The following is a 26,733-nucleotide window of genomic DNA, read 5'->3' as shown; positions in this document are numbered from 1 at the left end:
TTACTTTTCTAAAAGTATTACTTATAATATTAGTAATACTTTTAGTTAGGATGGAGGGAGATTAGTATGGCAAAACAACTTCTTTCTGGTAAATTAACTAGTAAAGGACAGTTAACTATTCCAGTTGAACTAAGAACTCTTTTAAACATAAAAGAGGGAGACAGATTAGCTTTTGTCTTAGATGAAAACGAAAGAATTATTGAAGTTCAGCCTAAAACTAAAAAGTCAATTCGAGGGGTCATGGGAGCATTGAAGTCTACCTCCTCCATAGATGTAGATGAAGCAATTGAATTAGCTATAACAGAACGGGCAAAAGCAGTTACCAGTGGTTTAAGGGAATTCGAAAATGAATAAGCCTATGATAGCTGATACCAACATCTTGATTCGTTTATTCGTAAAAGACGATGACGCTCAAATCGAGCAATTGGTACGACTTATTGAACAAGGTGAGACTACGTTTTATATTCTGTCACTTGTTCTAATCGAAGCCTATTGGGTCTTGCGTAAAGTATATAGATTCGAAAAAGAAGCAATTTTACAAGTGTTTGAGGATTTTATTGAATCTGACGGAGTTGAACTCGAAGAAGACATTCTGATGCAACATGTCTTAGTTCGGTTTCGTGAGATAAATGTAGATTTTGTAGACGTTTACTTAGCCGAGAAGTCAAGGAGTTTAAAGCTACCAATATTGACATGGAACTCTAAGGATTTTAGAAAGCTAGGCTGTGAATTTTACAGACCACAAGATATTTCACTATAAGACAATGTTTAAATTTCTTTAGAATAAATTAGTAAAAGCAAAAAGACTCTAATTATAGTTAGAGGTCTTTCTGCTTTACACAACTCACAACAAACGTGCCGCTCGTGTTGCCAAGTCACTTCGTTCCCCGCGGATCAGTCTAACCTGACCATAGAAGGATTGACCATTTAACCGCGCCGCGACATAGGCTAACCCGTTACTCCCCTTATCTAGATAAGGATGATCAATTTGATCTGGATCCCCGCAAAGCACAATCTTTGTCCCCTCACCCGCCCGCGTAATAATCGTCTTTACTTCATGCGCAGTAAGGTTCTGAGCCTCGTCAATAATCATGAATTGATTAGGAATACTTCGGCCCCGGATGTAAGTGAGCACTTCAATTTCAAGCTGTCGTTTCTTGATCAACAGGTCAATCGCGCTGTCAACAATAGATTCTCCACCTCTCTCGCGCTCTTTCTCCCGCCGTGGTCGCAGTAGATATTCAAGATTATCATAGATTGGTTGCATATAGGGACGAACCTTCTGATCCTTCTCCCCTGGAAGAAAGCCAATATCCTTGCCGAAAGGGACAATCGGCCGAGCGCAAAGCATCCTATGATAATTCTCTGCATGAACCGTTTGTTCCAGGCCACTCGCTAAAGCAAGTAGAGTTTTTCCAGTCCCTGCAGGGCCCATCAAATTGACCAACTTGATCTCAGGATTATTGAGCATTTCCAAAGCCCAGGATTGTTCCATATTCTTCGGTCTAATATCCCAAGAGGCGTTACTCGGCCCCATCTGATAGACTAATCTTTCACCATCTGGAGACGAAACTAAGGGGAGTAGTGAGTCATCACTCAAAACTGCCTTTACGCAGCGATTTGGCAGCAATGGATCCTTTAAGGGGATGTATTTATTTTGGTAAAGTGCAGCAACCTCGGTATCCTCTAAGGGCATTATTGAGATCTCATCCATAATCGGAGGCAGTACCACTTTGTCATTATAGTAATCTTCCGTTAAGATTCCCAAGGCATCCGCTTTTACACGCATGGCAATATCTTTAGTAACCAAAATGACGGTGCGTTTTTCTTCACGAGTTAAATTTAAGGAGACCGCTAGAATTCGGTTGTCCGCCAAGGCCAGATCCGAGTTTAGTGGCATAATATCATTGGAGTAATGATTCAACTCGATCCGAACATTTCCTCCGTTCGGCAATATAACACCCTGAGAAAGTTGACCAATGTCTCGTAAGCGATCAAGATGACGGATGGCCTCTCGGGCGGCTTGACCGACATTCTCCAAGAGACGTTTCTTGCTTTCAATCTCCTCTAAAACCACATAAGGGATAACTACCTCATTATCTTGAAATAGAAATATCGCGTTAGGGTCATGCAGTAACACACTGGAATCGAGTACATATACTTTCTGCAAAGATATAACACTCCTTTTCTGTCGCTCTGAAATGACTCAATTCTTTATCTTCCCTGCCATCACAACTGCTGCCAAGCAACAGGTCCATCCCTCCCAATAATCGGAATGCACTTCTAGGTGCTATTTTCAATACTTTGGTTCATATTAAAATTGTAACATACTTATGTAAAGCGAAAGCTTACTTAATGTTAAAGAAATGTAAAAATTGGCCCCGAAAGGCCAATAATACAAAAACAATGTATCCACTTTACTTAACAACCACGTTTCGAAACCAAAGAAGCAAAAGGAACGTCCCTACACTTTCTCCGAGAACTGTGTCACACAAGTCCTCCGTTCCCAGCCCTAGCCCGGGACGCTGTGTCACACAAGTCCAAGAACCGTCCTTGACCTTACACTGACCTTGCGCTCCTCAAAGCAAGACGGCGCACATGAAATGTGCCGTCTCCCACGCATTCCGTCCCTGCTCCATACCGGTCCCGCCCCGCCGTTCCAAGCCCGGGACGCAGTGAGACACAGCGCGACGTCTTTTACGTAAGCAGCCCAGCAAACTTCCGTGTAAGCGACCCCAAATACGGGGCTGAGCACAGGACGTGCGAAGCCGCCAACTGAGCCAAGGATGGCGAATTGGCGGGAACCCCGCTCCCCAGATCAGAAGCTTACACGGTTAGTTTGCTCTGCGTCGTATGATCCGAGCGCTGTGTCTCACAAGTCCCTATCTACCTAACTACAATATTAACCAACTTACCCGGAACCGTAATCACTTTAACAATAGCCTTCCCTTCGGTAAATTCCAAAACCTTGGGCTGGGTAAGCACCATCTTTTCCAAATCTGCCTTTGTAGTATCAGCTGGCACAATAATCCGGTCTCGAACTTTACCATTCACTTGAAGAACAACCGTTACTTCATCTTGGACAAGAGCAGCTTCATCCACGACGGGCCAAGCCTGTTTGTGAATGCTCTCCGTATGCCCAATTTCCATCCAGAGCTCCTCTGTGATATGCGGAGCAAAGGGGGCAAGAAGTAATAGAATTGCTTCAACAGCCTCCCTGCCGACCGCAGCATCCGCAGTAGGCTGTTCCTTATAGATGTACAAAGCGTTGACCCATTCCATGACAGTACTAATCGCCGTGTTGAAATTATTACGTGTTCCAATGTCTATCGTCACATGCCGAATAGCCATATGAGTATGCCGGCGCATATCTTTACTGATTGCATCCAGGCTCGCCCAGTGGTCCGTTTGGCCCTTAGATGAGGCTGGGTGATTCAGAGTTTCCTTAATAATCGGCTCATATTGAGCGACCAGACGCCAAACTCGGTTCAGAAAACGATAACAGCCTTCAACCCCTTGATCACTCCACTCTAAGTCTCTCTCAGGAGGGGCAGCAAACAAGATGAATAGGCGTGCCGTGTCCGCCCCATAATTTCCAATAATCACCTCAGGGCTCACAACATTCCCTTTGGATTTAGACATTTTAGCTCCATCCATACAAACCATTCCTTGTGTAAGCAAGTTTTGGAACGGTTCATCCGCTTTCACGTGTCCTAAATCCCGCAAAGCCTTAGTAAAGAAGCGTGCATACAGAAGGTGTAGAATGGCATGTTCCACCCCCCCAACATATTGATCTACGTTCATCCACTGATCCACCGCAGATTTAGTGAAAGGGGCTTCCGTGTTGCGAGGGTCAGTATAGCGCAAAAAATACCACGAGGAACAAACAAACGTATCCATCGTATCCGTCTCACGCCGCGCCACTCCTCCGCACTGAGGACACGTTGTTTCTGTAAACGACGCTGATGTGGCTAAAGGATTTTCTCCAGCCTTAAAGATAACATCTGCGGGAAGCAAAACAGGCAACTGTTCTTCAGGCACGGGTATTGTCCCGCAAGATTCACAATAGATGATCGGAATAGGAGTACCCCAATAACGTTGACGAGAAATGAGCCAATCCCTCAAACGGAAGTTAACTTTCCTTTGACCCAGACCACGGCGTTCCGCTTCATCTGCAATCCGTTCTAAGCCCTCATTACTATCCAGACCATCAAAGGAATCGGAATTGACCATAATTCCTTTCCCCGTGAAAGCGCTCTCAAGCGCTTGATCTTTCGCCTCTGGTGCACTCCCCGCAGGAACAATTACCGAACGAATCGGCAGATTATATTTTGTTGCAAACTCAAAGTCCCGTTCATCGTGAGCTGGCACACCCATGACCGCGCCCGTTCCGTATTCGAGCAGCACATAGTTCGCAATCCAGATCGGCACTTTTTTCCCACTCAGCGGATTAAGACAATACGACCCGATGAACAGCCCTTCTTTTTCAGCGTCCGTAGACGTCCTGGCAATTTCATTAAGTCCCTGCATTTTTTTAATGAACGCCGAAACATCCGCTTCATACTCTGTTCCACTGACCAACTCTGTGACCAAGGGATGTTCTGGAGCTAAGACCACATAGCTCACTCCAAAAAGGGTGTCAACCCGGGTGGTATACACAGAGATCTTCTCTGGACGCCCATCCAAAGGAAAACTGACCTCCACTCCTTCAGAACGACCTATCCAGTTGCGTTGCATGGTTTTCACCTTTTCAGGCCAGCCCGGCAACTTATCCAAATCCTCAAGCAAAATATCCGCATAATCCGTAATCTTGAAAAACCACTGTTCCAAGATTTTCTTCGTTACAATGGTATCACACCGTTCACATCCTCCATCCACAACCTGCTCATTAGCAAGCACTGTGCTACAGGACGGACACCAGTTCACAGCAGCCTTTTTCTTATACACTAAGCCATGTTTGTAAAACTCGATAAATATCCACTGCGTCCATTTATAATAGCCTGGGTGGCAGGTCGCCATCTCCCTGTCCCAATCATAGGATATTCCCATTTCTTTAAGCTGACGCCGCATATTAGCAATGTTTTTCCAAGTCCAGTCCGCCGGAGGGGTTTGGTGCTTAATCGCAGCATTTTCCGCTGGTAAGCCAAAGGAATCCCAACCGATAGGGTGTAGGACATTATACCCTTGCATCCGCTTATAGCGAGCGATGACATCCGCTATAGAGTAGTTACGCACATGCCCCATGTGCAGATCTCCCGAAGGATAAGGAAACATAGCCAAGGCATAATACTTTGGCTTTGAAGAAATTTTTTCCGTCTTATAGGCTTTGCTCTCCACCCAATGTTCTTGCCACTTCGGTTCGATCTGGGAAAACGAATACTTCTCTTGCATAGAGCCTGCCCCCTTAAAGATTAATCTCAAGAATTTATATAAATAAACAAAACTATCAAAGCAAAGATACTCAAAAAGAGCAAAAGTCTCCCGTCCCTGAAGGGACGAGAGACTAAGCTCCCGTGGTACCACCCAATTTCAAAAAGTGCTCAAACGATTATAACGGCTCGCACCGGTGTTCATTGCGACCTGAACACAGCTCCAAGGCGAGTTCCAAAAGTTCCCTACAACGGCTTTCACCTAACGCCGCCTCTCTAAATGAGGGTTCCTAAGTACTGCTCCCTATCATGGCATTTACATTTCATTCACGACTTTTGACTATACTAAGTTAGGGTCGAAGGAGACAACTCCAGCGTCCTTCCAGAGACGTTCAAGCTGATAAAATTCACGCTGATCAGGGGTCATCACATGAACGACTAAATCGCCGCCACAATCCATCAAGACCCATTTAGCAGACGGTAATCCTTCAAGATGGAATACCGGTACACCCATCTCAGGCAACTTTTCTTCCAAATGGTTGGTTATAGCTTTAACCTGAGTTGTCGTATTTCCCGTTACAATCAAGCAATAATCCGTAACCATAGATATCTCCTTTAAATTAAGCAAGGAAACATCGATGCCTTTTTTGTCTTCAACAATGTCAACGACTTGTTTAAGCATTTTTTGATCCAGTTCCAATATTTTTCCTCCTTTGCAAATCCTCATAGGTCAATTGGGTTAAGGGATGAATCGGATTGTTCCTTTTCTTTAAGTATATCAAAGTGCGCTCAACACAGTCTAATGTACCCTTTTCTAAATCATCATACAAGGAATGGCGCAAAATGTCCACTTCTGGAAAATCTCGACTAGGTTCTGTCAAATCAGCACTATAGATGAGCATCTCCAAAGGAGACATTCCTGGCCTCCCTAACGTATGACTCGCAATAGCCGCCAGAACCTCAGCATCGTCCACCTTAAAATAATGTTCCAACCAATAAGCCGCAAGGCGCCCATGTAAAACAGCTGGGTTCTGTTCATCTTCAGGATAGTTCAGTAAATCCCACCGATGGGCTAAACTAACCTGATCCTGCATCGGAATCTCCTTTGCCAAATCATGTGCCAACCCTGCACAACGGGCACTTACCGGGTCCAATCCATGATGCCTTGCCAACTTTTCAGCCCAATCTGCAACATCTAACGTATGTTTAAATCGCTCCTCGGAAAGGACGCGAGTTGCTAAATTCAACACATCTTCAGCCCTTAACTTCACTATTTTCCCGCTCCCCTTTATCTCTCAACTTGATTCTTCTATTATATTCTTAACACTCATCCAATGCAAAAACACAAAGGGTTTTTGATTGAATAAATGCAAATATCTCCACAGCACGCCATGCCTACTGACACACTCCTTTATAAGAAGTATTTAACAAGCCATAATACCACAGCAACTATTACTACCAGCTTTATTATTCTAATCATTTTCTAATCATTTAAATCGCTCCTCCAACTACCGTTTCACTCTTTGATAAAAAGTATATTTAACAAGCCATAATATCACAGCGACTATTACTATTCCGATCATTTGAATCACTCCTTAACACAAAAATGCAAGTCGCAAGAATCGTCCCCCAGCTTGCACAAGAACCGTCCCTTCTCACCCTGAACGACTAAGGGAGACCAGAGGTCTCCCTTAGTATATTAAATTTGTTTCGGTTTAGCCTCATTGACAGTCAATGGTCGTCCACCATAATCCATGCCATTTAGCTCTTCAGCCATACGAGCCGCATCTGCTTCTCCCACTTCGATAAAACCAAACCCCCGGGAGCGGCCAGTTTCACGATCGGTAATAATACGACTACTCTCAACCTGTCCATATGGGGCAAAGAATTCATTAAGTTCCTCTGCAGTAGTATTCCATGGGAGATTTCCGACATAAAGTGTTGTTGCCATATTTATAGTCACCTCTTCGAATTAATTCATTTGATCGTTTTTAGTATGATCAAATCCGGGTAGAGTATACGAATTTATAAGACATTGTCTTCACGATAAAGACCATGTTGTTGAATAAAAAGACGAACTGGCTCAGGCAAAAGGTAGCGAATGGGATACCCCTGCTTAACCCTTGATCGAATATCTGTTGAGGAAATCGCTAAAGCCGGCACTTCCAAATAATGAATTCTCCCCTGTGTTTCTGGGTGCTTATGCTGGATTTGAAGAAGAAAATCACTCGCGTCAAACCCCGGACGTGCCGCGCCTATAAACTCGGTCATCTTTAAAATCTCTTCTACTTCACGCCAAGAAAAAATCTCACGAAGAACATCTGACCCCGTAATGAAATATAGTTCATGCTCAGGATATATGCCCCGCAAAGCGCGCAACGTATCCACTGTATAGGATAGCCCTTTTCTCTCAAGTTCGAGGGCAGAAATTCCAAACGCTGGATTATCTTGAATAGCACGTTCAATCATTTCGAATCGAAACCCTGCGTCTGTAATGTCGCTTCTATCTTTATGCGGCGGTGTTCCAGACGGTATGAACAACACTTTACTTAGATTAAACATACTGCGGGCCATTTCTGCAGCAACCAAATGCCCAAAATGAATTGGGTCAAAGGTTCCGCCCATAATCCCCAACCTATCCACTTTGCCTTTTTGCTCATCACCCATTACTTCTTCTCCATAACCTAAAGTTGCTCAACAGTCACTGACAGCTTAAAGTATAATTTCTTTAACAAGCAACTTCATTAAATTCTCAACTATGAATTATATTAACTTAGCTAGCTAAGTTTGTTTAGATTAAGAAGGTAATTTTATTTCTTTGACTAATAATTATATGAACCTTCTTAATTTTTAGCAGTTTGTGCATACACTTATAGGATTACCGAGCTTGATGATAATCTATCCTCAAAAATTTATAACTACTGGGTATTGTAACACAGCACGTTTAGATTAACCATAAATTACAGAAAACTAGGCTAGCACCAAGCCTTCGGGCACTCGTTAAGGACTCGAACAGGGCATTTAAGATTAGAGCCCCACACCAAGGGCTCTATCTCTGTCATCCTGCTCAGCTTTTTTCATTATCATCTCTTGATACTTGTCTAATACGTCATCTAACGCTTGACTTGTTGCTATGACTTCGGGATCCGTATAATTTCTTCCCTCTTTTGCCTGAATCATGTTTAGGCGTAATTCTTCGATTCGATTTATTAATTCTTCGATTTCAGACATACTCTCCTCCGTTAATTTTTATATTTGGGGATCAGTGCGCCCAAAAAGTAAGGCCCCGGCAAAACCGGGGACCCACTTTTATGTTTTATAAATGAGAGAAGAGCTAAACAAAAGGGGTAGAGCTCTATAACAGCCCTCCCCCAATATTTATTTTACTTTCTTCACCATTAACTCCAGTTCAACCTAGACCCGATTATTGGATGAGGTTTTCCTTTCAAACTATGAAAACTATCACTTTGATACATCTTAATGACAATCTTCATGTTTTGAAAAAAATCGTCCAATCAAACATTAAAACGCTACCCAGTCTTTTAGCAGTTTTAACACCAGGGTTTTTGCTGCCTGACTCTAATTCTGCATAATATGATCTGCTTATTCCTGCTTTATTTGCAACTTGTTGCTGCGTTAAATCCCCGCGGTATTTTATTAGCCACAGCCTCGTCTTGCCAAATTCAGCCACACTTCCCCCCCTTTATCCGGTTGCGTTACGCCACTAATATTCATTTTAATAATACAGTCGCACTTCGCGACTGTCAATACTCTTTGTTGAGATTCGCGACATTTATTTTAATTGTCGCTTATTGCGACTATACTATAGTAAAGGAGGAATGTCCGTAATGCTGGGGAAAAGACTACTATATTTAAGAAATAAACGTGGACTTACTCAAGAAGAACTAGCAAAAATATTTTGTATGTCCCGAAGTACGTATGCACAATATGAAGTCGATAGACGCAAACCAGATTATGATACTCTACAAAAAATTGCCGATTATTTTGAAGTATCTACTGACTTCTTATTAGGTCGTACAGATGATACTGCAATGGAAAAATGCAATTTTCCTTATTTGCTTGAAAGCGAACAAGGTTACAATACTCAAGACGCCCACCGTTCAGATGATCCGATGGAAGATCTACCAGAAGAAGCGAGGAAAGCCCTCGAAGAATTCAAAGAATTTATTCTAAGAAAATACCGCAAAGGCGATTAGGAGAGACCATCCTAGGCCTTTTTTTCTTTAATATAAATAAATTGCTAACCGAGAAGGAACCTTGGATAAATTAGCGAAAGCAATTTAAATGATCTAAGACTCAACAAAAGGGATTGCCTTGAACGTTCAAGGCAATCCCTTTTGTTGAATAGGATCCGAAGCTTCAACAATTATGCATTGATAATATGTTGCCTAGTTTGAAAAACTCTTTTGCTAAACTCACTTCTTAGGCGGTTCCGGTTGGTACATTAAAAACATGCTAGTTGTCCCAATGCTTGTCATTGCCACGACAGTTAATACTGCTGCAAATCCTTGAAATACAATTTTGGTTGCGAATTTTAACATTCTGCTTCGCCTCCTTTCTTTTTAAGAGTAAGTAAAATGTCCCATAATCCGATAAACCTATGTCCTGCTGGTGTTAACGTAAACCCTTGCCATAATAATGCAAATGCCATTGTCCAAGCAATCAAATTGCTAGTTCCTACAATAACTGCCGTAGCAGATAGCGTGCCCACTACAATTAAAGTGTACCAACGAAAGGCCAATTCTTTAGCTTTGTTCTCAAAAGGCTTATTAAGAGGGGCTTGAGGAGCATAGTGCCAGTACAAAAACATTGCTAATACTGTGATTCCAAGCAAAGCGGTTGATGGTAATAGCTTAATAAAAGGGTAAACAGTTTTAATTATGTAACCCAATGCCGTAAATATTAAAGCACTTATTACTAGACATCTATAATATGCAGAACAATGCGCTCCACCAGATAAAGTGCGAATCAGCCCAGTTACTACAAGTAAGACTGCTACTTCAAGGACGACTTGCATCATGGCTGCGATAAAGAAGATGATACTCAACTTGACAATACTTCCTAACAAAATTTCGGCACCATATTCAAGATATTCTGCTTGGTCAAGTCTTGAAATCTTTTTTGCAACATATAAACCAACTGCATGTCCCATTTTATGGATTGAAATTTCATTCATTCATTCTTTCCCCTCCAATTCTATCGTACCACCTACTCCATATAGTTCCAATATCATATGTACAACCAGTAGGAATCACGTTGTGACTCGTAGGTTTTGTTGCTTAGACCGTTATTTTTCAGCTCTGAAAAATATGAAGAATGTATTAGATCCGTTGAAGACAGTCCTCTCTTGTAACTAAGCAGAGGAGTAGAGAATGGACGTTCATCAATATACTTCAGTCAAAAATCTTTTGAAAGCATAGAAAGCAATGAAATAGCATGATAAATATACCGAGGGCACTGCCCCAGTTTCTTCTTATGCACAAGAAACAGCATTTGAGGCAACAATTACTTCATGTTACGTAACGATTCTTACACGTTGCCCACATCATATAGGAAATATATGGATCTAATGCTACAATAACGCTAAACGATATAAATCAATTAGGATTTTTCTATTTACTTAAACCCTTGGTTAATTGCGCCAAGGAATATAGGCCACAAATTCCACACCAGAGTAATTTTCTGGCTCCTTCAATTCTAATTGACCATCATAGCGATCTATAATTTGTTGAATAATATATAGTCCTAGACCACTATGCTGTTTTACATCTTTAGTTGTATACCCTAGGATATAAATATTCTGTTTATAACTCTGAGGAATGGGGTTGCCATTATTAGAGACTGTCAACTCTAAACCTAGCTTATTACAGGTGAGTGACAGGTCTACTATTGGAGTACAATTAGCTTTTGCTGCATCTAGAGCATTGTCCAATAAGTTACCGGTTAAATGTGTAAGATCCTCCGGTGATAGCGGAAGGGTAGTACCCTCCACATTTACTTTCCAATGAAACCGGATCCCTCTGGTTTTCGCTTCCTCCTGTTTTACACTTAGAATAGCGGCTAATTCCGGGGGATAAATTTTTAAAAGACTTTCTATATGGCGAACAGTTTCGTACAAATTTCCAATATAGGCTTCAGCTTGGGCGTAATGGCCTTCTTTTACATATCCGTAAATGGCTGTAAGATGATTATAAAAATCATGCCGCTCAACTTGTACTCGCAGATTTAAGTTATGTCTTTCCCTGACATAATGCAATTCCGTTTCTAATCTAGCTTCCCGTTCTATGACTTGCAATAAGTAATTAGCTACAAAAATGGTGGCTAAAGCCGCAACCATTAAGACAAAGATACTGATTTCTACTAAATTATCAAGAGTAAGGCTGATATAAACACTTGAGCTATAGGCGTAAAAACTTATCTTTAATAATACAAGCATTAACGCTTGTATTAGACATAAGGCAATGAGGTAGGTTTGCTGTTTTCTTGTCCTTTTAGCTGTCTCACAATTCACTTCCAATATTCGTGCAATCAATGGCACCCGGAACTGACGTTTTCTAATCATATGGGTTAAGACTGCCAGGAAAATCACGTGTGGTAAAGTGAATAGCATCCGCAGCAACGGATCGGTGAGAATCTGTTGTAGCTCTAAGGAAAAAACCCAAGCAAGAAAAGGTACAAAAATCCCCTCTGTCAATCCTAATATCACACTGCTCAGTATCATCACAGCAAACGCTATTAGCCAGGGAAGTTTTAAAAAAGAGTTTAATAAAATAACCATTAATATTACTTGTAAGATGCTATGGATACCAAAAATCATTGGTATTGCTCGGATGATATAAGAAAACAGGGAAGTTATCAACGAAAGACTAATAATAAAGCGTAGAGATTCGTTTTGACCTACTAGTACCAACACCATATAATATAGAATTAAACTTTCAGGAACAGAACTGCCTAAAAAGGGTATTAGTGGCATTGAATCCATCATTACTCCCCCTTTTAGACATTGTAATGTGAATATTTCATAAGTTCATGTATGCGGTCACGGCTAAGCAAAGCCTTATCTTTATAGTTTTCAAAATTAACTTCGTAATACGATGAATTAGGATAAGTGACTATTCGTTCAATTCGGTCAGTGTTAATGATGTAGGATTTATGGGAACGAAAAAATATAGGCCCTAAGTACTGCTCCAGTTCTATCAGGGTTTGCCGCGTTTTAAATTTTCCATTGACAGCGTTAATAACAGTGTAGCGACCACTTTTTTCGATGTAGAAGATCTCACCGAGCTTTACAAAGACCCGTTCATTTCCCAGATTTATAGAAATTCTAGACGCAGGGGGTTGCGTGATTGAATTGTCCTTCTCCAGCGTTTTTAGGGTTTGTTGAATGTGAGCGAAAGTTGTTTTTACCCGTTCTTTATCGATGGGTTTCAAAATATAATCAGAGGCAAACACCTTAAAAGCATCAAGCGAGTACTCTTGATGTGCGGTAACAAATACTATAGCCAAATCTGGCTGTATTTCTCTCATATTCTTAGCCAAATCTATTCCCGTCATATCCGGCAGTTCGATATCCAAGAAAGCTAAACTTGGGCTTTTGTCTTTGACGAGTTTCATAGCATCAATAGCATTTTCTGCTGTTCCAACAACCAGAGCGCCTTCAAGCTCACTAAGGATTGATCCAAGTAATAATGATACTCCAAATTCGTCGTCTACTATTATAGTCTTAACTCGCAACAAATTTACCACCTCCTTTTCTCAATCTATAATCAAACTGGCTTTAGAGCCATGACTTTGCGTTCTTGTCTTTCAACAAGTTTGCCTTTTATTTATTTATTTTGATATTAGCTATTATACTAAATTTATTGCGTATGAATTGTTGGATTTTGTCTTATCGAGTTGCTATTTCTTCCTTTTATTATTATCTCGATTTTCTCAGAATGAAAGTTATCGTAGAACGAAATATGCTGACAATACACCAATATCGCTAGAATTCCACCGTCAACACTTAGCTCTAAAACATCGGTTAATGTGAATACGAAAAAATCCCCAATATACACAAGCTAATCCTTGTGTATATTGGGGATAATGGATAGAATCTAGATTTGTTGTACCCCGTTGCCGTCCAGCATCCGCTAAATTCCGCCTCATATTATTTCATTCATATGTGCGTCGTAACGTGCTTCATCAATCACCTTGGACTGATCAGTTTGAATTCACAGAGAGGCACTGACTCTCTTTAAGATAGACTATCAAGACTTTAGTTAAAAACCTCAGATAGCCTCTAAAACTCTTTAGACTATTTTAGTCGTCCACTCCTCTAAATTCCACACATTAGTCACCCAATCTTCATAGAATTCAGGTTCATGAGAAACGACAATCACAGTCCCTCTATATTCAGTAATCGCTCTCTTAAGCTCTTCCTTAGCATCCACATCCAAATGATTGGTCGGCTCATCGAGCACTAACCAGTTCACATCCTTCAGCATGAGTTTACAGAGTCGCACTTTGGCGTTTTCTCCGCCGCTTAATACCATCATCTTGCTTGAGATGTGTTCCTTGGTCAAACCACACCTTGCTAGGGCGCTGCGCACTTCTGAATTCGAAAGACCCGGGTATTCACCCCAGACTTCATCTAATGCAGTGTTATAGTTCTTGTGACTGGATTCTTGCTCAAAGTAACCTGGGAAGAGAAAATCTCCCAGTTCGAGGTCTCCCGACACTGGCGGAATAATTCCGAGCAAGGTCTTTAACAAGGTGGATTTACCCAATCCATTGACCCCACGGATAGCCACCTTTTGTCCACGTTCTAACCTCAAATTCAGAGGGCTTGTCAAAGGTTCATCATAGCCCAGTACGAGATCCCTCGCTTCAAAAATCAACTTACTCGGTGTCCGCGCTTCTCTAAATTTAAACTTCGGTTGAATTTTCTCCCTTGGTTTATCTAGTAGATCCATCTTTTCTAACTGCTTTTGCCTGCTCTTTGCACGCCCAGTCGTTGAAAATCGCGCCTTGTTCTTGGCAATAAAGTCTTCCATACGGTCCACTTCTTTTTGCTGCTTATCATAGGCCTTAATCTCCTGAACCTTTTGAGTTTCAAAGAGTGCCATAAATTCTTCATAGTTACCGGTATAGCGAGTCAAGCCCGCGTTTTCTACGTGATAAATGAGGTTGACCACGGAATTTAGAAAGGCAACATCGTGGGAAACGAGAATAAATGCATTTTCATATTGATTAAGGTAGCGCTTCAACCACTCAATATGCTCCACGTCCAAAAAGTTCGTGGGCTCATCTAGAATCAAAATGCTCGGATTTTGGAGCAAGAGCTTCGTCAGTAAAACTTTAGTACGTTGCCCCCCGCTTAAATCCTCGACATCTTTGTCCAGCCCTACTTCTCCGAGTCCTAGACCGTTGGCAATCTCTTCAACTTTAGCATCGATCATGTAAAAGCCATTGTGTTCTAGAATGCTCTGAATCTCTCCCACATCATCCAAGAGTTTATTCATTTCACTTTCCGAGACACTTCCCATTCGATCATAAATCTGTAGCGTCTCCGCTTCCAGATCGAACATACCTTGAAACGCTTCTTTGAGAACGTCCCGGATCGTTTTACCCCGGGTCAGGACTGTGTGTTGATCTAAATAACCTACTGTAACTCGACTTGACCATTCGACCTTGCCTTTATCAGGCATGAGCTTTCCTGTAATAATATCTAGAAAGGTTGATTTCCCTTCCCCGTTCGCCCCCACTAAGCCAACGTGCTCCCCTTTTAATAAGCGAAAGCTAACATCCTCTAAAATTCTACGTCCACCAAAACCATGGCTAACGCTTTCTACATTTAAAATGCTCATATGACAGTTTTTCTCCCCTTAAATTACTTACTATCTAGATTTAGGAATTAAGTTACTTATCAAACATACCGCCAACTTTGCGTCGCTTAATGCCCTTTCTTCTCTCCCCGATTTTCTGCGTGGCTTTAGTCGGTCCACCTTGTTGGGAACTCTTCAGTTTCTTCTCTTCTACTACTCTTTTCATCGCTTCAAGCGTCTTGTCATCCATAAATTTCATCCTCCAATAATTTTATTGATCTAATTTGACGATAATTTGCCGACTGCCTTAGCCGGGATGCGTTGCAACTCTATCCTTGCAGCTCTGGCATCGTGCATCCTATTTACCCCTTGTTTTGTGCTATCTTTTCCGCTAGTTCGTTCAAATGCGTCCAACGATCCAGCATATCATCCAGTTTCTGCTCCAGATTTTTTTGAATTTCTACCAGTTCAGTTAGTTTTCCAAAATCACTACCCATATCATTCATGAGTTGATTATTTTTCTGAAGATCCTCTTCCGTCTGAGAAATTTGAGCCTCGATTTGCTCATAGTCTTTCTGCTCTTTAAACGTCATTTTCAACGGACGCTCTTTCTTCCGCTCAGGAAGATCCTCCGCCTTCGTAGTCTGGAAAGTTTTGGCCAAAGAGGCTAAACTGACAGCCTGCTCATCCGCCTGTTTTTCTGCATACATCTGTTCGCGATAGTCTGAGTAATTTCCCACATAGGATCTAATTTTCCCCTCCCCTTCGAAGGCGAATATCTTATCCGTAATTCTATCGAGAAAATACCGATCATGAGAAACCGCAATGACTGCGCCTGGAAATTCGTCCAGATAACCTTCTAAAATAGTTAAGGTCTGAATATCCAAATCATTGGTCGGCTCATCTAACAATAAGACATTGGGAGCTGCCATCAAGATTCGCAATAGATAAAGTCTTCGCTTTTCTCCACCCGAGAGTTTACCGATCTGGGTCCACTGCGTTGCCGCCGGAAATAAGAAGCGCTCCAACATCTGAGATGCCGTAATAGTGCCACCATCAGCCGTGGGAATTACTTCAGCCACAGCCTTAATCTCATCAATAACCCGGATGTCAGGATTCAAATACGTATTCTCCTGAGCAAAATACCCGATGTTAACCGTGCTGCCTATCTCTATGCTCCCGCCATCTGGAACCATTAAACCAGTAATCAAGTTTAGTAAGGTTGTCTTACCGCTCCCATTGGGCCCAACAATCCCGATCCGATCATTTCTCAGTAGAATGTAATTGAAGTCATCGATCACTACCCCTCGGTCGGGAAAGCCTTTTTGCACATGATTACATTCTAAGATCTTCTTTCCTAAGCGGGATGCCCCTGCCGGCATCTCAATCCGATCAAGGTAATCCGTTGGTTTATCGGCCTGTATCTTTTCAAAACGATCGATCCTCGCCTTTTGCTTGGTCGTACGGGCTTTGGCCCCTCTGCGCATCCAGGCAAGCTCATTGCGAAAAAGATTTTGGCGTTTTCTCTCAGTCGCCTCAACCTGCTCTTCTCGCTCCACTTTCAGCTCCAAGAAACGGCTATAGTTTCCAGGGTAAGGATAAAGTTTCCCCTGATCTAACTCGAATATTCGACCAACGACCCGGTCAAGAAAATATCGATCATGCGTAATCATGACCAAAGCACCTTTACGTTTATTCAAATACTGTTCTAACCAATCCACGGTATCATTATCAATGTGGTTTGTCGGCTCATCTAGTGTCAGAATATCCGTAGGGTTAATGAGCGCACTCGCCAAAGCCACTCGTTTTCTCTGCCCTCCCGACAGGGTCCCGATTAAAGTATCAAAGTTAGAAATTCCAAGCTTAGTCAGAATCGCTTTTGCATCACTTTCGAGCTGCCAAGCCTCCAGTTCATCCATCTGTTGCCCGAGCCCAATCAAGGCCTGTTGCAGAAGCGGTTGATCTGGGTCATCATTAAGCCTTTCTGCGGCCACTTCATACTCCCTGAGCAACTTCATCACTGGAGAATTCCCTTTAAAAACTTGCTGTAAAACCGTAGCCTCATCTTCAAACTCAGGATTTTGAGGGAGATAGTCGAGGTGCACGTTATTTCCCATCGTGACCTTACCCGAATCCGGCCATTCTACACCTGCTAATATTTTAAGCAAGGTAGACTTACCAGTCCCGTTAACCCCAATGATTCCTATCTTCTCTCCTTCGTCAATCCCGAATGAAATATCTTCAAAAAGTACTTTTTCTCCGTAACTTTTCGTCAGATTCTCAGCTGTTAAGATGTTCATGTTTTGTTCCTCTTCCCCTTATATAAAAACTTAACAGGCGCTAAGCCTAAGGTATATAAACGTCATTTTATACTCTAGACCTAGTACTAAAAAGCTGTAGAACAATTTATTATATCATATTTAGGCAAACGATGCTTAGAAGAAGTCCCATAGCAGGGGCAGTTGCACCGCTACGGGACTTCTTCTACAAAAATAATACCACTTGCTCGCTTTCTTAGTCCTCCTGCTAAATCCTAAATCCCGAATTCCAAATAGGACCTTGATAATAGGGCTAAAGTCCTATTAGGATGTGCCGTTTGGCATATTATAGGTAAGACCTTCCCGCGATACAATGGTCCTATATTCCATTTTATGAATTTATTGGTATACAATGTTCTAGGACCTAAAAACAAGTAATAGGAGGTAGTTAACATTGAGTCAACATGACATTTCAATCTTCCAAAGGTGGCATATATGATACTTATCATTCTTCAACATATCATAAGACCAGCAAAAGCAATACTGCTAATTCTTATTTGTCTGAAATGGGGCGATTGGAGAAACTGGAGAAAATACTACCCTACCATTCTATATGTTATTATTTGGGATCTTCTTTATAATTTTTTTACTGTGAATCACCCATTATGGAGGTTCGAGCATCCGGTACTTAAGCATACATTCAGTGATCTATTAATTGCGTTTGTATCTTTCCCCTGTTACATTCTTCTCTTTCTTCCCTATATTCCAAAAGAATCTAGAGTCAAAAAAATTCTTCATATTGCAAACTGGGCATTTATATTATCTTTACTTGAAGCTACCTCCATTCCCTTACAGTCCATAACTTATCATAATGGCTGGAATTATTGGTGGTCCGTCGGGTTCAATGTCACAATGTTTTCCATGATAAGTCTACATTATAAAAATCCGCTACTCGCTTGGCCTATTTCAGCTTTATTGTTTCTTGTAGTCATGATAATCTTCAAACTTCCGCTAAGTAGCCTGTTATAGCTTGAACCCTCCCCACCTAGGCCCGAACCTGAGGAGGGGATTCTAAACCTTCATAGAGAACCGCTCTTTAGCCAGAGCCTCTAAATAGAAGCAACAGATCACTGCTCCGAGACACGTAGCCTCTTTAACCAGCGTTATTCCCCGCTACATTAAGCACATCCCAAGCCTTAGAAAAGGGAGGGGAATAGCACAAATCTAACATTCCCAGTTCTTGAGTAGTCATCTTTTTAAAAATGGCAGCAGCCAGCACATCAACTCGCAACACTGCGCCCTTTTTGCCAATAACCTGTCCCCCGAGAAGGACCTGAGTTTCTGCCTCATAAATAAGTTTTACCGCGATATCCGCTTGGCCAGGGTAATAGCCCGTTTGATTTTGATCGTTAATGAAAACTGTCTTAAAATTCAAACCCATTTTCTGCGCTTCGCCTTCAGACAGTCCGGTCTTTCCCGCTTCGAGATCCATGACTTTAACTGCCGCAGACCCTAAGGTACCTTGAAAAGAAGTCTTCTGACCTACTAAATTTTCCCCCACAATCCTCCCTAGCTTGTTCGCTGTCGTCGCTAGAGGAATATAGACATTTTCCTCCCTGATCAGATGATAGACTGTCGCACAATCTCCAGCAGCATAAACATCTTTTAAGTTAGTTTCTCCAAATTCGTTAATCACAATAGCGCCATTTCGCAACAAGTTCATCCCTGTATCACCTAAAAAGGCTGTTGACGGTCTGATTCCCGTTGCCAAGATCACAATATCCGCTTTGTAGGTTCCCTTGTCAGTGACAACATCTGTTACCGTTGTTTTTCCTTGAAACGCAAGAACCTTTTCTACAAGCTGTAACTGCACCCCTTGATCCGTCAACTCTTTTTCCATAATATCTGTGATTTCTTGATCAAAAGCCTCCGGTAGTATTCTCGAATCGAGTTGGATAAGACGAACCTTCTTCCCCAGCTTTAGCATCGCTTCGACCAGCTCAAGCCCAATGAAACCAGCCCCGATAATGACAACTTCTTTATTTCTTTGAAGCAAGGCCGCTTGTTTTAGATCAATCCCGTCATAAATGGATTTCAGAGTGAAAACATTCTTCAATTCTACATTTTGAATAGGGGGAATAATCGGAGTTGCCCCAGTAGCAATCATAAGTTTATCGTAACTGTCCACGCGCTCTTCCCCTGTAGTTAAATTCTTCAATGTTAGAAGCTTGTTAGGGACATCTACTTGAACCGCTTCGTGTAAGAGATTGATATCAATGCCACTCTCTCTTGTCCTTTCCGCCGTTCGAGCCACCATATTATTCGGATCATCGAAGAAATCCCCCACAAAATACGGAAGTCCGCAAGCACCAAAAGAAACAATATCGGTTTTTTCATAGACAACTACCTGTGCATCTTTATCTACTCTTTTTGCTTTAGCTGCAGCACTCATACCAGCTGCATCTCCACCGATAATTACAATCTTCATAACTAATCTCCTTCTTCAGCATTTCTTCTCAATCTCACCATAAAAGGCAACTCAAGAACCGTCCTGCGTCCCCATGCCACACTCCACGCGTTTCTCCGTCTCCCGCCTTTCCAGCAGCGCTGGAAACAGGCCGTCTCCAAAGCCAGATAACACACAAAGCGTCTCTGCGTCAATAAACGCAGACAGCGCCACGGGCCCCGCTCAATCCTATCCCCGTCGACCCCAGCCCAAAGGTCCGCGCTCACACGCTCCGACGCCTTTTGCGTGAGTCGTAGCCAAACTCGGCTTTAATCCTCTTTCATCAGCAGGACGGGAAACAGGACGTTTCCCGCCGGCCCTGCGACAAGGACGTCGCATTGGCCGGGAATCCTGCCCTCTTGCAAGAAGGATTAAAGCCCTAGTTTGGCACGACGAACGCACGGCCCGAGGAGGTGTGACGCGGACCTTACTTAAACGCCCCCCATGGCAAACAAAACGTCCCCATGCCACGCAAACGTCCCCATGCCACGCGTTTCTCCGTCTCCCGCTTTTCCAGCAACGCTGGAAACAGGCCGTCCCCCGTTCTTCTTCCGTAGACCTCAGCCCAGAGGGTCCGTGCTCACACGCTCCGACGCCTTTTGCGTGAGTCGTAGCCAAACTCGGCTTTAATCCACTTTCATCGGCAGGGCGGGAAACAAGGATGTTTCCCGCCGGCAACGGCCAAGGATGGCCGATTTGCCGGGAATCCTGTCTCTTGCAAGAAGGATTAAAGCCCTAGTTTGGCACGACGAACGCAGGGTCCGAGGAGGTGTGACGCGGACCTTACTTAAACGCCCCACATGGCAAACAAAACGTCCCCATGCCACGAAAACGTCCCCATGCCACGCGTTTCTCCGTCTCCCGCTTTTCCAGCAACGCTGGAAACAGGCCGTCCCCCGTTCTTCTTCCGTAGACCTCAGCCCAGAGGGTCCGTGCTCACACGCTCCGACGCCTTTTGCGTGAGTCGTAGCCAAACTCGGCTTTAATCCACTTTCATCGGCAGGGCGGGAAACAAGGATGTTTCCCGCCGGCAACGGCCAAGGATGGCCGATTTGCCGGGAATCCTGTCTCTTGCAAGAAGGATTAAAGCCCTAGTTTGGCACGACGAACGCAGGGTCCGAGGAGGTGTGACGCGGACCTTACTTAAACGCCCCCCATGGCAAACAAAACGTCCCCATGCCACGAAACGTCCCCATGCCACGCGTTTCTCCGTCTCCCGCTTTTCCAGCAGCGCTGGAAACAGGCCGTCCCCCGTTCTTCTCCCGTCGACCCCAGCCCAGAGGGTCCGCGCTCACACGCTCCAACGCCTTTGCGTGAGTCGTAGCCAAACTCGGCTTTAATCCTCTTTCATCAGCAGGACGGGAAACAGGACGTTTCCCGCCGGCAACGGCCAAGGATGGCCGATTTGCCGGGGATCCTGCCCTCTTGCAAGAAGGATTAAAGCCCTAGTTTGGCACGACGAACGCATGGCCGAGGAGGTGTGACGCGGACCCTCCCACGACGAACGCATGGCCCGAGGAGGTGTGACTCGGACCCTCCCTCCCTAACTTACTTTCTTACTCACCATAATATCCAAAATAACCCGATCTACTTCACGCGAACATTCATTGGCGAGACGGCCAAGGTTTTCAATAGTTTGTTCCGCTGTACATTCAATAATGCCATCAGTTGGCTGAATAGCAATCCCATCTATTGCCATAAGGGCGGCTAAAACAGCGGCATTGGTACAAGACGATAATTTCAAGGCACATCCTACTTTTGCTCCATCACAGAACATCCCAGCCGTATTACCCTGCATATTCTGGATTGCCGCCTTTATTTCCGCCTTTCCCCCTCCTAGCAAGTAGGTAATCCCGCAACTTGCACCTGTTCCAGATGCGGTAGCTCCACAGAGCGCAGAAAGTCGTCCGATCCGTAATTTTATGTAAATCGCAATAAGATTACTCAAGGTTACTGCCCGTATTAAGCGCTCATTAGATACTTGCAATCTCTCTCCTACGGCTACAACCGGTAAAGTCGCCGAAATCCCTTGATTACCACTTCCCGAATTACTCATCACTGGCAGTGTACTCCCTGACATTCTGGCATCAGAAGCCCCAGCCGTCAAAGCCATAGCATAGGTTATTAGGTCATCCGTTAAAAACCCTTTACGAATGCTTTCCTTAATCGTTTTCCCGACCTGCAACCCGTACTCATGAGTCAACCCCTCTAACCCAATGGTAGTATTGAGTTCCATAGCCTTCTTAATAATATCGAGGTCCTTAATCTGGACACGTTGCACAAACTCCCAAATGGAGTCTAACGTAATAAATGAATCCTCTTCCCTCTCACTCCCGACACTGCTTAGAATTCCATTCTTTTCCGTGAGCGTATCGATTAAGGTCAGTCCATCTACTTCAATGAGTACAACCTTTGTATGCTCATCAGCGACAATAACCTTGGCATAAGATTGTGAGGTTTTGACGACTACCTCGATATACAGTTTTTTAGCTGTTTCAGCAACCCCTACCGTAACTAGCTTATCTGCAATCATTTTCTTCGCTTTCTCTACATCCCCTTGCGTCAGTCCTGTCAGCACTTCCAGACCTTTCGAAAAGTCTCCAGCCAATACACCTAAGGCAGCCGCAAAATTAACCCCACTGCCGTGAGTACCTGGAATGACAACCGCCATCGCGTTTTTCAGAACATTAGCACTAGCTAAAACTCTCACCGCCGTTACTATTTCTCCCTTGGCATGTTTTCTAGCAAGCGCAGCCGCATAAGCAATCGCAATAGGTTCAGTACACCCTAAAGTGACCACCAGTTCTTTTTCTAGACGCTCTATAAATTTCTCATAATCCATGTTACGTATTCCCCCTTGTTTTTGGCAGCCTATTTGAATTATCTATAATGGCCTATTTGAATTCCATTTTGAACTAAATCCTCAACCAATAATAACCTTAATTCTCCTTGACTGAATTATCATACCATTTCAAGAGCAAAACGTCACGAACTCTACTTAGTCTTACATTAAGCTCTCATAAATTCCAATTCACCGTGTCATCTTTCAACCTAAATTGGGAACGCTAATTTCTGTAAAACGTTGAGTACAAAGCACAAATCCCGAACCGTCCCCACACTTGCACTAATTGACAATGGTGCACCAAGTTGGTAGTCTAATGAAGGTTTTCATCTAAGATCCGCTTTACTATTCAATATTAAAATGGCAGAGGAGTACATATCAATATGGGAGACAAAAAATTAGGTTTTTGGTTATTAACTGCTTTAGTGGCTGGCAACATGGTTGGATCTGCTATCTTCATGCTCCCCCAATCTTTGGCAAACGTCGCATCACCAGCTGGAGCCATGCTCGCCTGGCTTTTAACTGGATTCGGCGTTCTCATGCTTGCGCTTGTCTTTGGGCAATTATCAGACCGCAAGCCTAACTTGATAGGTGGGCCTCCCAGTTACACCCGCGAATTGTTTAATAATAAGACGAAACTCGGGCAAATTATGGGCTTTGAAATTTCCTGGGGTTATTGGACTTCTAACTCCCCTGGAAATGCAGCTGTTTTAATTACACTGATTGGGTATCTTACGTATTTTCTTCCAGTAATTCAAAGCAAACAACTTATGGTTAGTTTTGGTTCCTTTGATCTTCTCCTAGGGAATTTTCTGACATTTATCATTTCGTCCGTTATTCTCTGGATAATACACTTTTTAATGTACCGCGGAACTTATGCGGTTAGCAAAATTAATTTTGTAGCAACCGTTGCGAAAATAGTAGGCTTTATCTTTTTCATCGCCGTAGTCTTGATCATCTTCCAAACCCAATACTTACACCCTTTTGTAGCAGAAAAAACACTCGAGACCGGAGAACACCTGGGGCTTTACGAACAAATGAACCGCGGGGCACTGCTTACCTTGTGGGCCTTCATCGGAATTGAATCTGCTGTCTGGCTATCTGGCCGAGCCAAAAACCTTCGTGATGTTAAGCGTGCAACCATAGTAGGACTCTTTATAAGTTTAACCATCTATTTACTGATTACAATCTTTGCCATGGGCGCCTTGCCTCAACAAGAACTCATGACCACTGACAAACCACTCGTCGACGTTCTCACCCATATTATCGGACCCAACGGCTCCTTGATCATGGCCGCCTTAGGCGTTTTATCCATGGCAGGAGCTGCTGTCGGGTGGATTTTATTGAGTGTCGAAGTTCCTTATCAATCTGCAAGGCTCAATCTCTTTCCTCACTGGTTCGTTAAAGAAAATAAAAATGGCGCCCCCTTACGTGCTGCCTGGGTCACCAATGGATTAACTCAAGTATTCTTAATCTCTACCTTATCTAATTCCATTGCTAACGCCTTTAACACCATGATAGTTATTGCCACCCTAGCTAACCTTGTTCCATATTTATTTGCAGCAACCTATTCTTTAGTGCTTACCCTAAAAGGAGAAAGTTACGAGAATGTCAGTAAATCCAAACGGTTCACCGAAGGCCTTATTGCAGCCCTCGCCGCTGGTTATTCCATCTGGGTTCTCAAGTCTGGCCTTACAGACCTGAAGACCCTAGGTTTGGGGATGCTCCTTATCCTTTCTGGACTCGTCTTTGTTCCCCTGTTACCTAAGCTAAAATCATAATCGCATCACATTACCTAGAATTTCCTCCTGATAGTAAATCTAGATTTAATAAGGGTTGTAGCAAACTGAAACACGCTTGCTACAACCCTTATTAAATCTAATGTTGAAACTTATATACTCTAGTCACAATCACCCTGAATTTCTCTTTGTGAAAAGACAAAGAACAATTTGCGCATCTTCCGGCTAAATCACACGGCAGGGTGACTAAATCCTATGTTATTTTTATAAAACTCGTTAATTAGTAAGTCCAGTTTTGTACTCAAACTTACAACTCTGTGGTCTGTAAGATCTTTATCTGAAGCAACCGCTTGCATAAGTAATCTTAATTCCTCAATTTTTTCATCTGTGGTAAGCTGTTTCACCTACTAAAACCTCATTTCATTATTATTCACAGTTCTCCATAATATAGTAATATATTATCGAGATAACATCAATAACTAATTATATATATTTCTGTCACAATATGTATAACTATGCAGTGAAAATCAGCTTTTAGCACAATTCCTAAATTATTACTCAAAATTGATCAAAACTAAACCCTTTCCAACACTCTTGCTATCTCAAAACTCCCAAACCACTTTCCCCCGTTTAATAACTACCCCCACAGGATTACTTCCGAAATGATACGGCAAATAATTCAGATTAGGAATATCGAGAATCAGAACATCCCCTTGTTTCCCAACTTCTAAACTACCTACCTGATCAGCCCTGCCGATAGCATGAGCCGCATTGATGGTTGCGGCCGTCAATGCTTCCTCTGGAGAAAGCCGAAGGTAGAGACAAGCAAGAGTTATGACTAGGGGCATGGATTCCGTAGGAGATGAGCCAGGATTTGAATCAGTTGCCAACGCTACAGGCACCCCTGCGCCAATCATAGTTCTTGCTCTGGCATACGAATTTTTAGCAAGGTTAAACGAAGTCGCAGGCAGCAGAACCGCGATCACTCCTTGTTTCGCCAGACCAGAAATCCCTTCATCCGAGGCTTGGAGTAAGTGTTCAGCACTAATGACACCCATTTTTGCTGCTAACTCTGTCCCTCCAGCTGAGGCAGCCAATTCATCCGCATGAATTTTTAACTTGAGATTTAGCTGTCTAGCCTTAGCTAAAATCCGCTCGCTCGAACGGACACTGAAAACTCCAGGTTCACAAAAAACATCACAAAACTCCGCGAGACCCTCAGCAGCAATTTTCGGCAACATATCTTCGATAATATAGTTTGTAAACTCTTCTTCACTATAACCCGGTGGAACTGCGTGTGCTCCCATAAACGTCGGCACCAGGTCAAGCACCTGTTCACTCCCTAATTCTTTAATGAGACGCAACGACCGTATTTCTTCCTCTGTCGTCAATCCATACCCACTCTTCACTTCAACCGTGGTCGTTCCAAGACTAAGCATCGTCTGAAGCCTGCGGCCTGTTTGCGCCTTAATTTCTTCATCGGTTGCCTGCTTCGTACTTCTAACCGTCGAAAGAATACCCCCACCCTGTTTTAGTATCTCGAGATAGGGAACCCCTTTAATTTTCAAAGATAATTCATTTTCCCGAGAACCAGCATAGAGAACGTGTGTATGAGGATCGACAAAGCCAGGGGTAACAACCCTATTCCTAGCGCTTATTTGCCTTGTTTCAGGCCCTACCCAACCACCAGCCTGAACTTCCGCCGTAGTCCCAACCGCTACGATCATTCCCTCTCGAATAGCGACGGCACCATCTTCAATCAAACCGATCTCAGACATAGCGTTTCCACAGGCAGGACCTGTCGAGAACCCCTTCAACGTCGCCATCATCTGAGCAGAATGGATCAAAAGATCCGCATACATAAAAACATCTCCTTAATAATAAGAAATACTTTTCACTCTCAAAGCGCCTCTGCGTTAATAAATGCAAACAGCGCCACGGTCTTTTCCGTCATCCTTCCTCTCCACTCGACCCAAGCTAGAGGGTCCGCGATAACACTCTCCAACGCCTTTGCGGTGGTCGTTGCCAAACTCGGCTTTAATCCGCTTTCATCCGTAGGACGGGAAACAAGGACGTTTCCCGCCGGCCATGCGACACGGACGTCGCATTGGCCGGGCATCCTACCCCTCTTGCATGACGGATTAAAGCCCTAGTTTGGCACGATGAACGCATGGCCGAGGAAGTGTTTCGCG

At 43.2% G+C, this 26,733-nt stretch carries 28 protein-coding genes, 1 riboswitch and 1 other annotated feature; of the genes, 5 read left to right on the top strand and 23 right to left on the bottom strand.

Going from position 1 to position 26,733, the window contains the following annotated elements:
• Positions 1-66 precede the first annotated feature (66 nt).
• Positions 67-354, top strand: coding sequence for an AbrB/MazE/SpoVT family DNA-binding domain-containing protein (locus tag E4K67_RS02130; RefSeq protein WP_135544749.1), 288 nt, complete (start codon positions 67-69; stop codon positions 352-354).
• Positions 347-760 carry a PIN domain-containing protein gene (locus E4K67_RS02125; RefSeq protein ID WP_135544748.1) on the top strand — a complete coding sequence of 138 codons (414 nt, stop codon included), beginning with the start codon at positions 347-349 and terminating at the stop codon, positions 758-760. The genes E4K67_RS02130 and E4K67_RS02125 overlap by 8 nt, the downstream gene beginning before the upstream one ends.
• A gap of 84 nt (positions 761-844) precedes the next feature.
• On the opposite strand, the gene E4K67_RS02120 is transcribed toward E4K67_RS02125, so the two are convergent.
• The 8 genes from E4K67_RS02120 to E4K67_RS02085 form a co-directional block, all read right to left on the bottom strand.
• Positions 845-2,170 carry a PhoH family protein gene (locus E4K67_RS02120; RefSeq protein WP_135544747.1) on the bottom strand — a complete coding sequence of 442 codons (1,326 nt, stop codon included), beginning with the start codon at positions 2,168-2,170 and terminating at the stop codon, positions 845-847.
• A 716-nt stretch (positions 2,171-2,886) separates the two neighbouring features.
• Complete coding sequence (leuS, locus tag E4K67_RS02115; RefSeq protein ID WP_135544746.1) at positions 2,887-5,391, bottom strand: leucine--tRNA ligase; 2,505 nt, start codon at positions 5,389-5,391, stop codon at positions 2,887-2,889.
• A 97-nt stretch (positions 5,392-5,488) separates the two neighbouring features.
• Positions 5,489-5,689: a binding site (T-box leader), on the bottom strand.
• Between the two features lie 20 nt (positions 5,690-5,709).
• A complete protein-coding gene (rsfS, locus tag E4K67_RS02110; protein ID WP_243454306.1) occupies positions 5,710-6,069 on the bottom strand; it encodes a ribosome silencing factor in 360 nt (119 codons plus the stop codon).
• On the bottom strand, positions 6,044-6,640 hold the full coding sequence (gene yqeK / locus E4K67_RS02105) for a bis(5'-nucleosyl)-tetraphosphatase (symmetrical) YqeK (RefSeq protein ID WP_135544745.1): 597 nt from the start codon (positions 6,638-6,640) through the stop codon (positions 6,044-6,046). Before yqeK ends, rsfS begins: the two co-directional genes overlap by 26 nt.
• Before the next feature lie 428 nt (positions 6,641-7,068).
• Positions 7,069-7,320 (bottom strand): RNA recognition motif domain-containing protein, encoded by a 252-nt coding sequence (locus tag E4K67_RS02100; protein ID WP_135544744.1) that lies wholly within the window; start codon positions 7,318-7,320, stop codon positions 7,069-7,071.
• A 74-nt stretch (positions 7,321-7,394) separates the two neighbouring features.
• Positions 7,395-8,036 carry a nicotinate-nucleotide adenylyltransferase gene (nadD, locus tag E4K67_RS02095; protein WP_135544743.1) on the bottom strand — a complete coding sequence of 214 codons (642 nt, stop codon included), beginning with the start codon at positions 8,034-8,036 and terminating at the stop codon, positions 7,395-7,397.
• Positions 8,037-8,396: 360 nt separating this feature from the next.
• Positions 8,397-8,600 (bottom strand): aspartyl-phosphate phosphatase Spo0E family protein, encoded by a 204-nt coding sequence (locus E4K67_RS02090; protein ID WP_135544742.1) that lies wholly within the window; start codon positions 8,598-8,600, stop codon positions 8,397-8,399.
• 259 nt (positions 8,601-8,859) lie between these two features.
• The gene (locus E4K67_RS02085) at positions 8,860-9,060 is read right to left on the bottom strand and encodes a helix-turn-helix domain-containing protein (RefSeq protein WP_135544741.1); all 201 of its coding nucleotides are present in this window, start codon (positions 9,058-9,060) and stop codon (positions 8,860-8,862) included.
• A gap of 157 nt (positions 9,061-9,217) precedes the next feature.
• Between E4K67_RS02085 and E4K67_RS02080 the strand changes: the two genes are divergently transcribed.
• On the top strand, positions 9,218-9,586 hold the full coding sequence (locus E4K67_RS02080) for a helix-turn-helix domain-containing protein (RefSeq protein ID WP_135544740.1): 369 nt from the start codon (positions 9,218-9,220) through the stop codon (positions 9,584-9,586).
• 219 nt (positions 9,587-9,805) lie between these two features.
• Here the strand turns inward: E4K67_RS02080 and E4K67_RS02075 are convergent, their stop codons facing one another.
• From E4K67_RS02075 to E4K67_RS02050, 7 genes are all read right to left on the bottom strand, one after another.
• On the bottom strand, positions 9,806-9,931 hold the full coding sequence (locus E4K67_RS02075; protein WP_135544739.1) for a cyclic lactone autoinducer peptide: 126 nt from the start codon (positions 9,929-9,931) through the stop codon (positions 9,806-9,808).
• Positions 9,925-10,566 carry an accessory gene regulator ArgB-like protein gene (locus tag E4K67_RS02070; RefSeq protein WP_135544738.1) on the bottom strand — a complete coding sequence of 214 codons (642 nt, stop codon included), beginning with the start codon at positions 10,564-10,566 and terminating at the stop codon, positions 9,925-9,927. Before E4K67_RS02070 ends, E4K67_RS02075 begins: the two co-directional genes overlap by 7 nt.
• A gap of 456 nt (positions 10,567-11,022) precedes the next feature.
• Positions 11,023-12,375, bottom strand: a complete 1,353-nt coding sequence (locus tag E4K67_RS02065) for a sensor histidine kinase (RefSeq protein ID WP_243454305.1) — start codon at positions 12,373-12,375, stop codon at positions 11,023-11,025.
• 11 nt (positions 12,376-12,386) lie between these two features.
• The gene (locus E4K67_RS02060) at positions 12,387-13,127 is read right to left on the bottom strand and encodes a LytR/AlgR family response regulator transcription factor (protein ID WP_135544737.1); all 741 of its coding nucleotides are present in this window, start codon (positions 13,125-13,127) and stop codon (positions 12,387-12,389) included.
• A 21-nt stretch (positions 13,128-13,148) separates the two neighbouring features.
• Positions 13,149-13,220, bottom strand: a riboswitch (cyclic di-GMP riboswitch).
• 461 nt (positions 13,221-13,681) lie between these two features.
• A complete protein-coding gene (locus E4K67_RS02055) occupies positions 13,682-15,238 on the bottom strand; it encodes an ABC-F family ATP-binding cassette domain-containing protein (protein WP_135544736.1) in 1,557 nt (518 codons plus the stop codon).
• A 52-nt stretch (positions 15,239-15,290) separates the two neighbouring features.
• Positions 15,291-15,446, bottom strand: a complete 156-nt coding sequence (locus tag E4K67_RS30040; RefSeq protein ID WP_199242434.1) for a hypothetical protein — start codon at positions 15,444-15,446, stop codon at positions 15,291-15,293.
• 112 nt (positions 15,447-15,558) lie between these two features.
• A complete protein-coding gene (locus E4K67_RS02050; RefSeq protein ID WP_135544735.1) occupies positions 15,559-17,496 on the bottom strand; it encodes an ABC-F family ATP-binding cassette domain-containing protein in 1,938 nt (645 codons plus the stop codon).
• Positions 17,497-17,949: 453 nt separating this feature from the next.
• Here E4K67_RS02050 and E4K67_RS31430 point away from each other — a divergent pair, with 453 nt between their 5' ends.
• On the top strand, positions 17,950-18,483 hold the full coding sequence (locus E4K67_RS31430) for a CBO0543 family protein (protein ID WP_420841513.1): 534 nt from the start codon (positions 17,950-17,952) through the stop codon (positions 18,481-18,483).
• 124 nt (positions 18,484-18,607) lie between these two features.
• Here the strand turns inward: E4K67_RS31430 and E4K67_RS02045 are convergent, their stop codons facing one another.
• The 5 genes from E4K67_RS02045 to E4K67_RS02025 form a co-directional block, all read right to left on the bottom strand.
• Complete coding sequence (locus E4K67_RS02045; protein ID WP_135544734.1) at positions 18,608-19,942, bottom strand: CoA-disulfide reductase; 1,335 nt, start codon at positions 19,940-19,942, stop codon at positions 18,608-18,610.
• A 207-nt stretch (positions 19,943-20,149) separates the two neighbouring features.
• On the bottom strand, positions 20,150-20,578 hold the full coding sequence (locus E4K67_RS02040) for a hypothetical protein (RefSeq protein ID WP_206752173.1): 429 nt from the start codon (positions 20,576-20,578) through the stop codon (positions 20,150-20,152).
• 8 nt (positions 20,579-20,586) lie between these two features.
• Complete coding sequence (locus tag E4K67_RS02035) at positions 20,587-20,934, bottom strand: hypothetical protein (RefSeq protein ID WP_206752172.1); 348 nt, start codon at positions 20,932-20,934, stop codon at positions 20,587-20,589.
• Positions 20,935-21,099: 165 nt separating this feature from the next.
• Positions 21,100-21,288: a hypothetical protein gene (locus tag E4K67_RS02030; RefSeq protein WP_206752171.1), complete on the bottom strand. Its 189-nt coding sequence runs from the start codon at positions 21,286-21,288 to the stop codon at positions 21,100-21,102.
• Between the two features lie 215 nt (positions 21,289-21,503).
• Positions 21,504-22,802 carry an L-cysteine desulfidase family protein gene (locus E4K67_RS02025; protein ID WP_135544730.1) on the bottom strand — a complete coding sequence of 433 codons (1,299 nt, stop codon included), beginning with the start codon at positions 22,800-22,802 and terminating at the stop codon, positions 21,504-21,506.
• 383 nt (positions 22,803-23,185) lie between these two features.
• Between E4K67_RS02025 and E4K67_RS02020 the strand changes: the two genes are divergently transcribed.
• Positions 23,186-24,583 carry an amino acid permease gene (locus E4K67_RS02020; RefSeq protein ID WP_135544729.1) on the top strand — a complete coding sequence of 466 codons (1,398 nt, stop codon included), beginning with the start codon at positions 23,186-23,188 and terminating at the stop codon, positions 24,581-24,583.
• 188 nt (positions 24,584-24,771) lie between these two features.
• On the opposite strand, the gene E4K67_RS02015 is transcribed toward E4K67_RS02020, so the two are convergent.
• The 3 genes from E4K67_RS02015 to E4K67_RS02005 form a co-directional block, all read right to left on the bottom strand.
• Positions 24,772-24,945 (bottom strand): aspartyl-phosphate phosphatase Spo0E family protein, encoded by a 174-nt coding sequence (locus E4K67_RS02015; RefSeq protein ID WP_135544728.1) that lies wholly within the window; start codon positions 24,943-24,945, stop codon positions 24,772-24,774.
• A gap of 198 nt (positions 24,946-25,143) precedes the next feature.
• Positions 25,144-26,403, bottom strand: a complete 1,260-nt coding sequence (hutI, locus tag E4K67_RS02010; RefSeq protein ID WP_135544727.1) for an imidazolonepropionase — start codon at positions 26,401-26,403, stop codon at positions 25,144-25,146.
• A gap of 38 nt (positions 26,404-26,441) precedes the next feature.
• Positions 26,442-26,660 (bottom strand): hypothetical protein, encoded by a 219-nt coding sequence (locus tag E4K67_RS02005; RefSeq protein ID WP_135544726.1) that lies wholly within the window; start codon positions 26,658-26,660, stop codon positions 26,442-26,444.
• Positions 26,661-26,733 lie beyond the last annotated feature (73 nt).

Source organism: Desulfosporosinus fructosivorans (assembly GCF_004766045.1).
In the GTDB taxonomy this organism is placed as follows: domain Bacteria; phylum Bacillota; class Desulfitobacteriia; order Desulfitobacteriales; family Desulfitobacteriaceae; genus Desulfosporosinus; species Desulfosporosinus fructosivorans.
The sequence above is the reverse complement of the archived record's forward strand: the minus strand, read 5'-3'. Positions and strand labels throughout refer to the sequence as shown.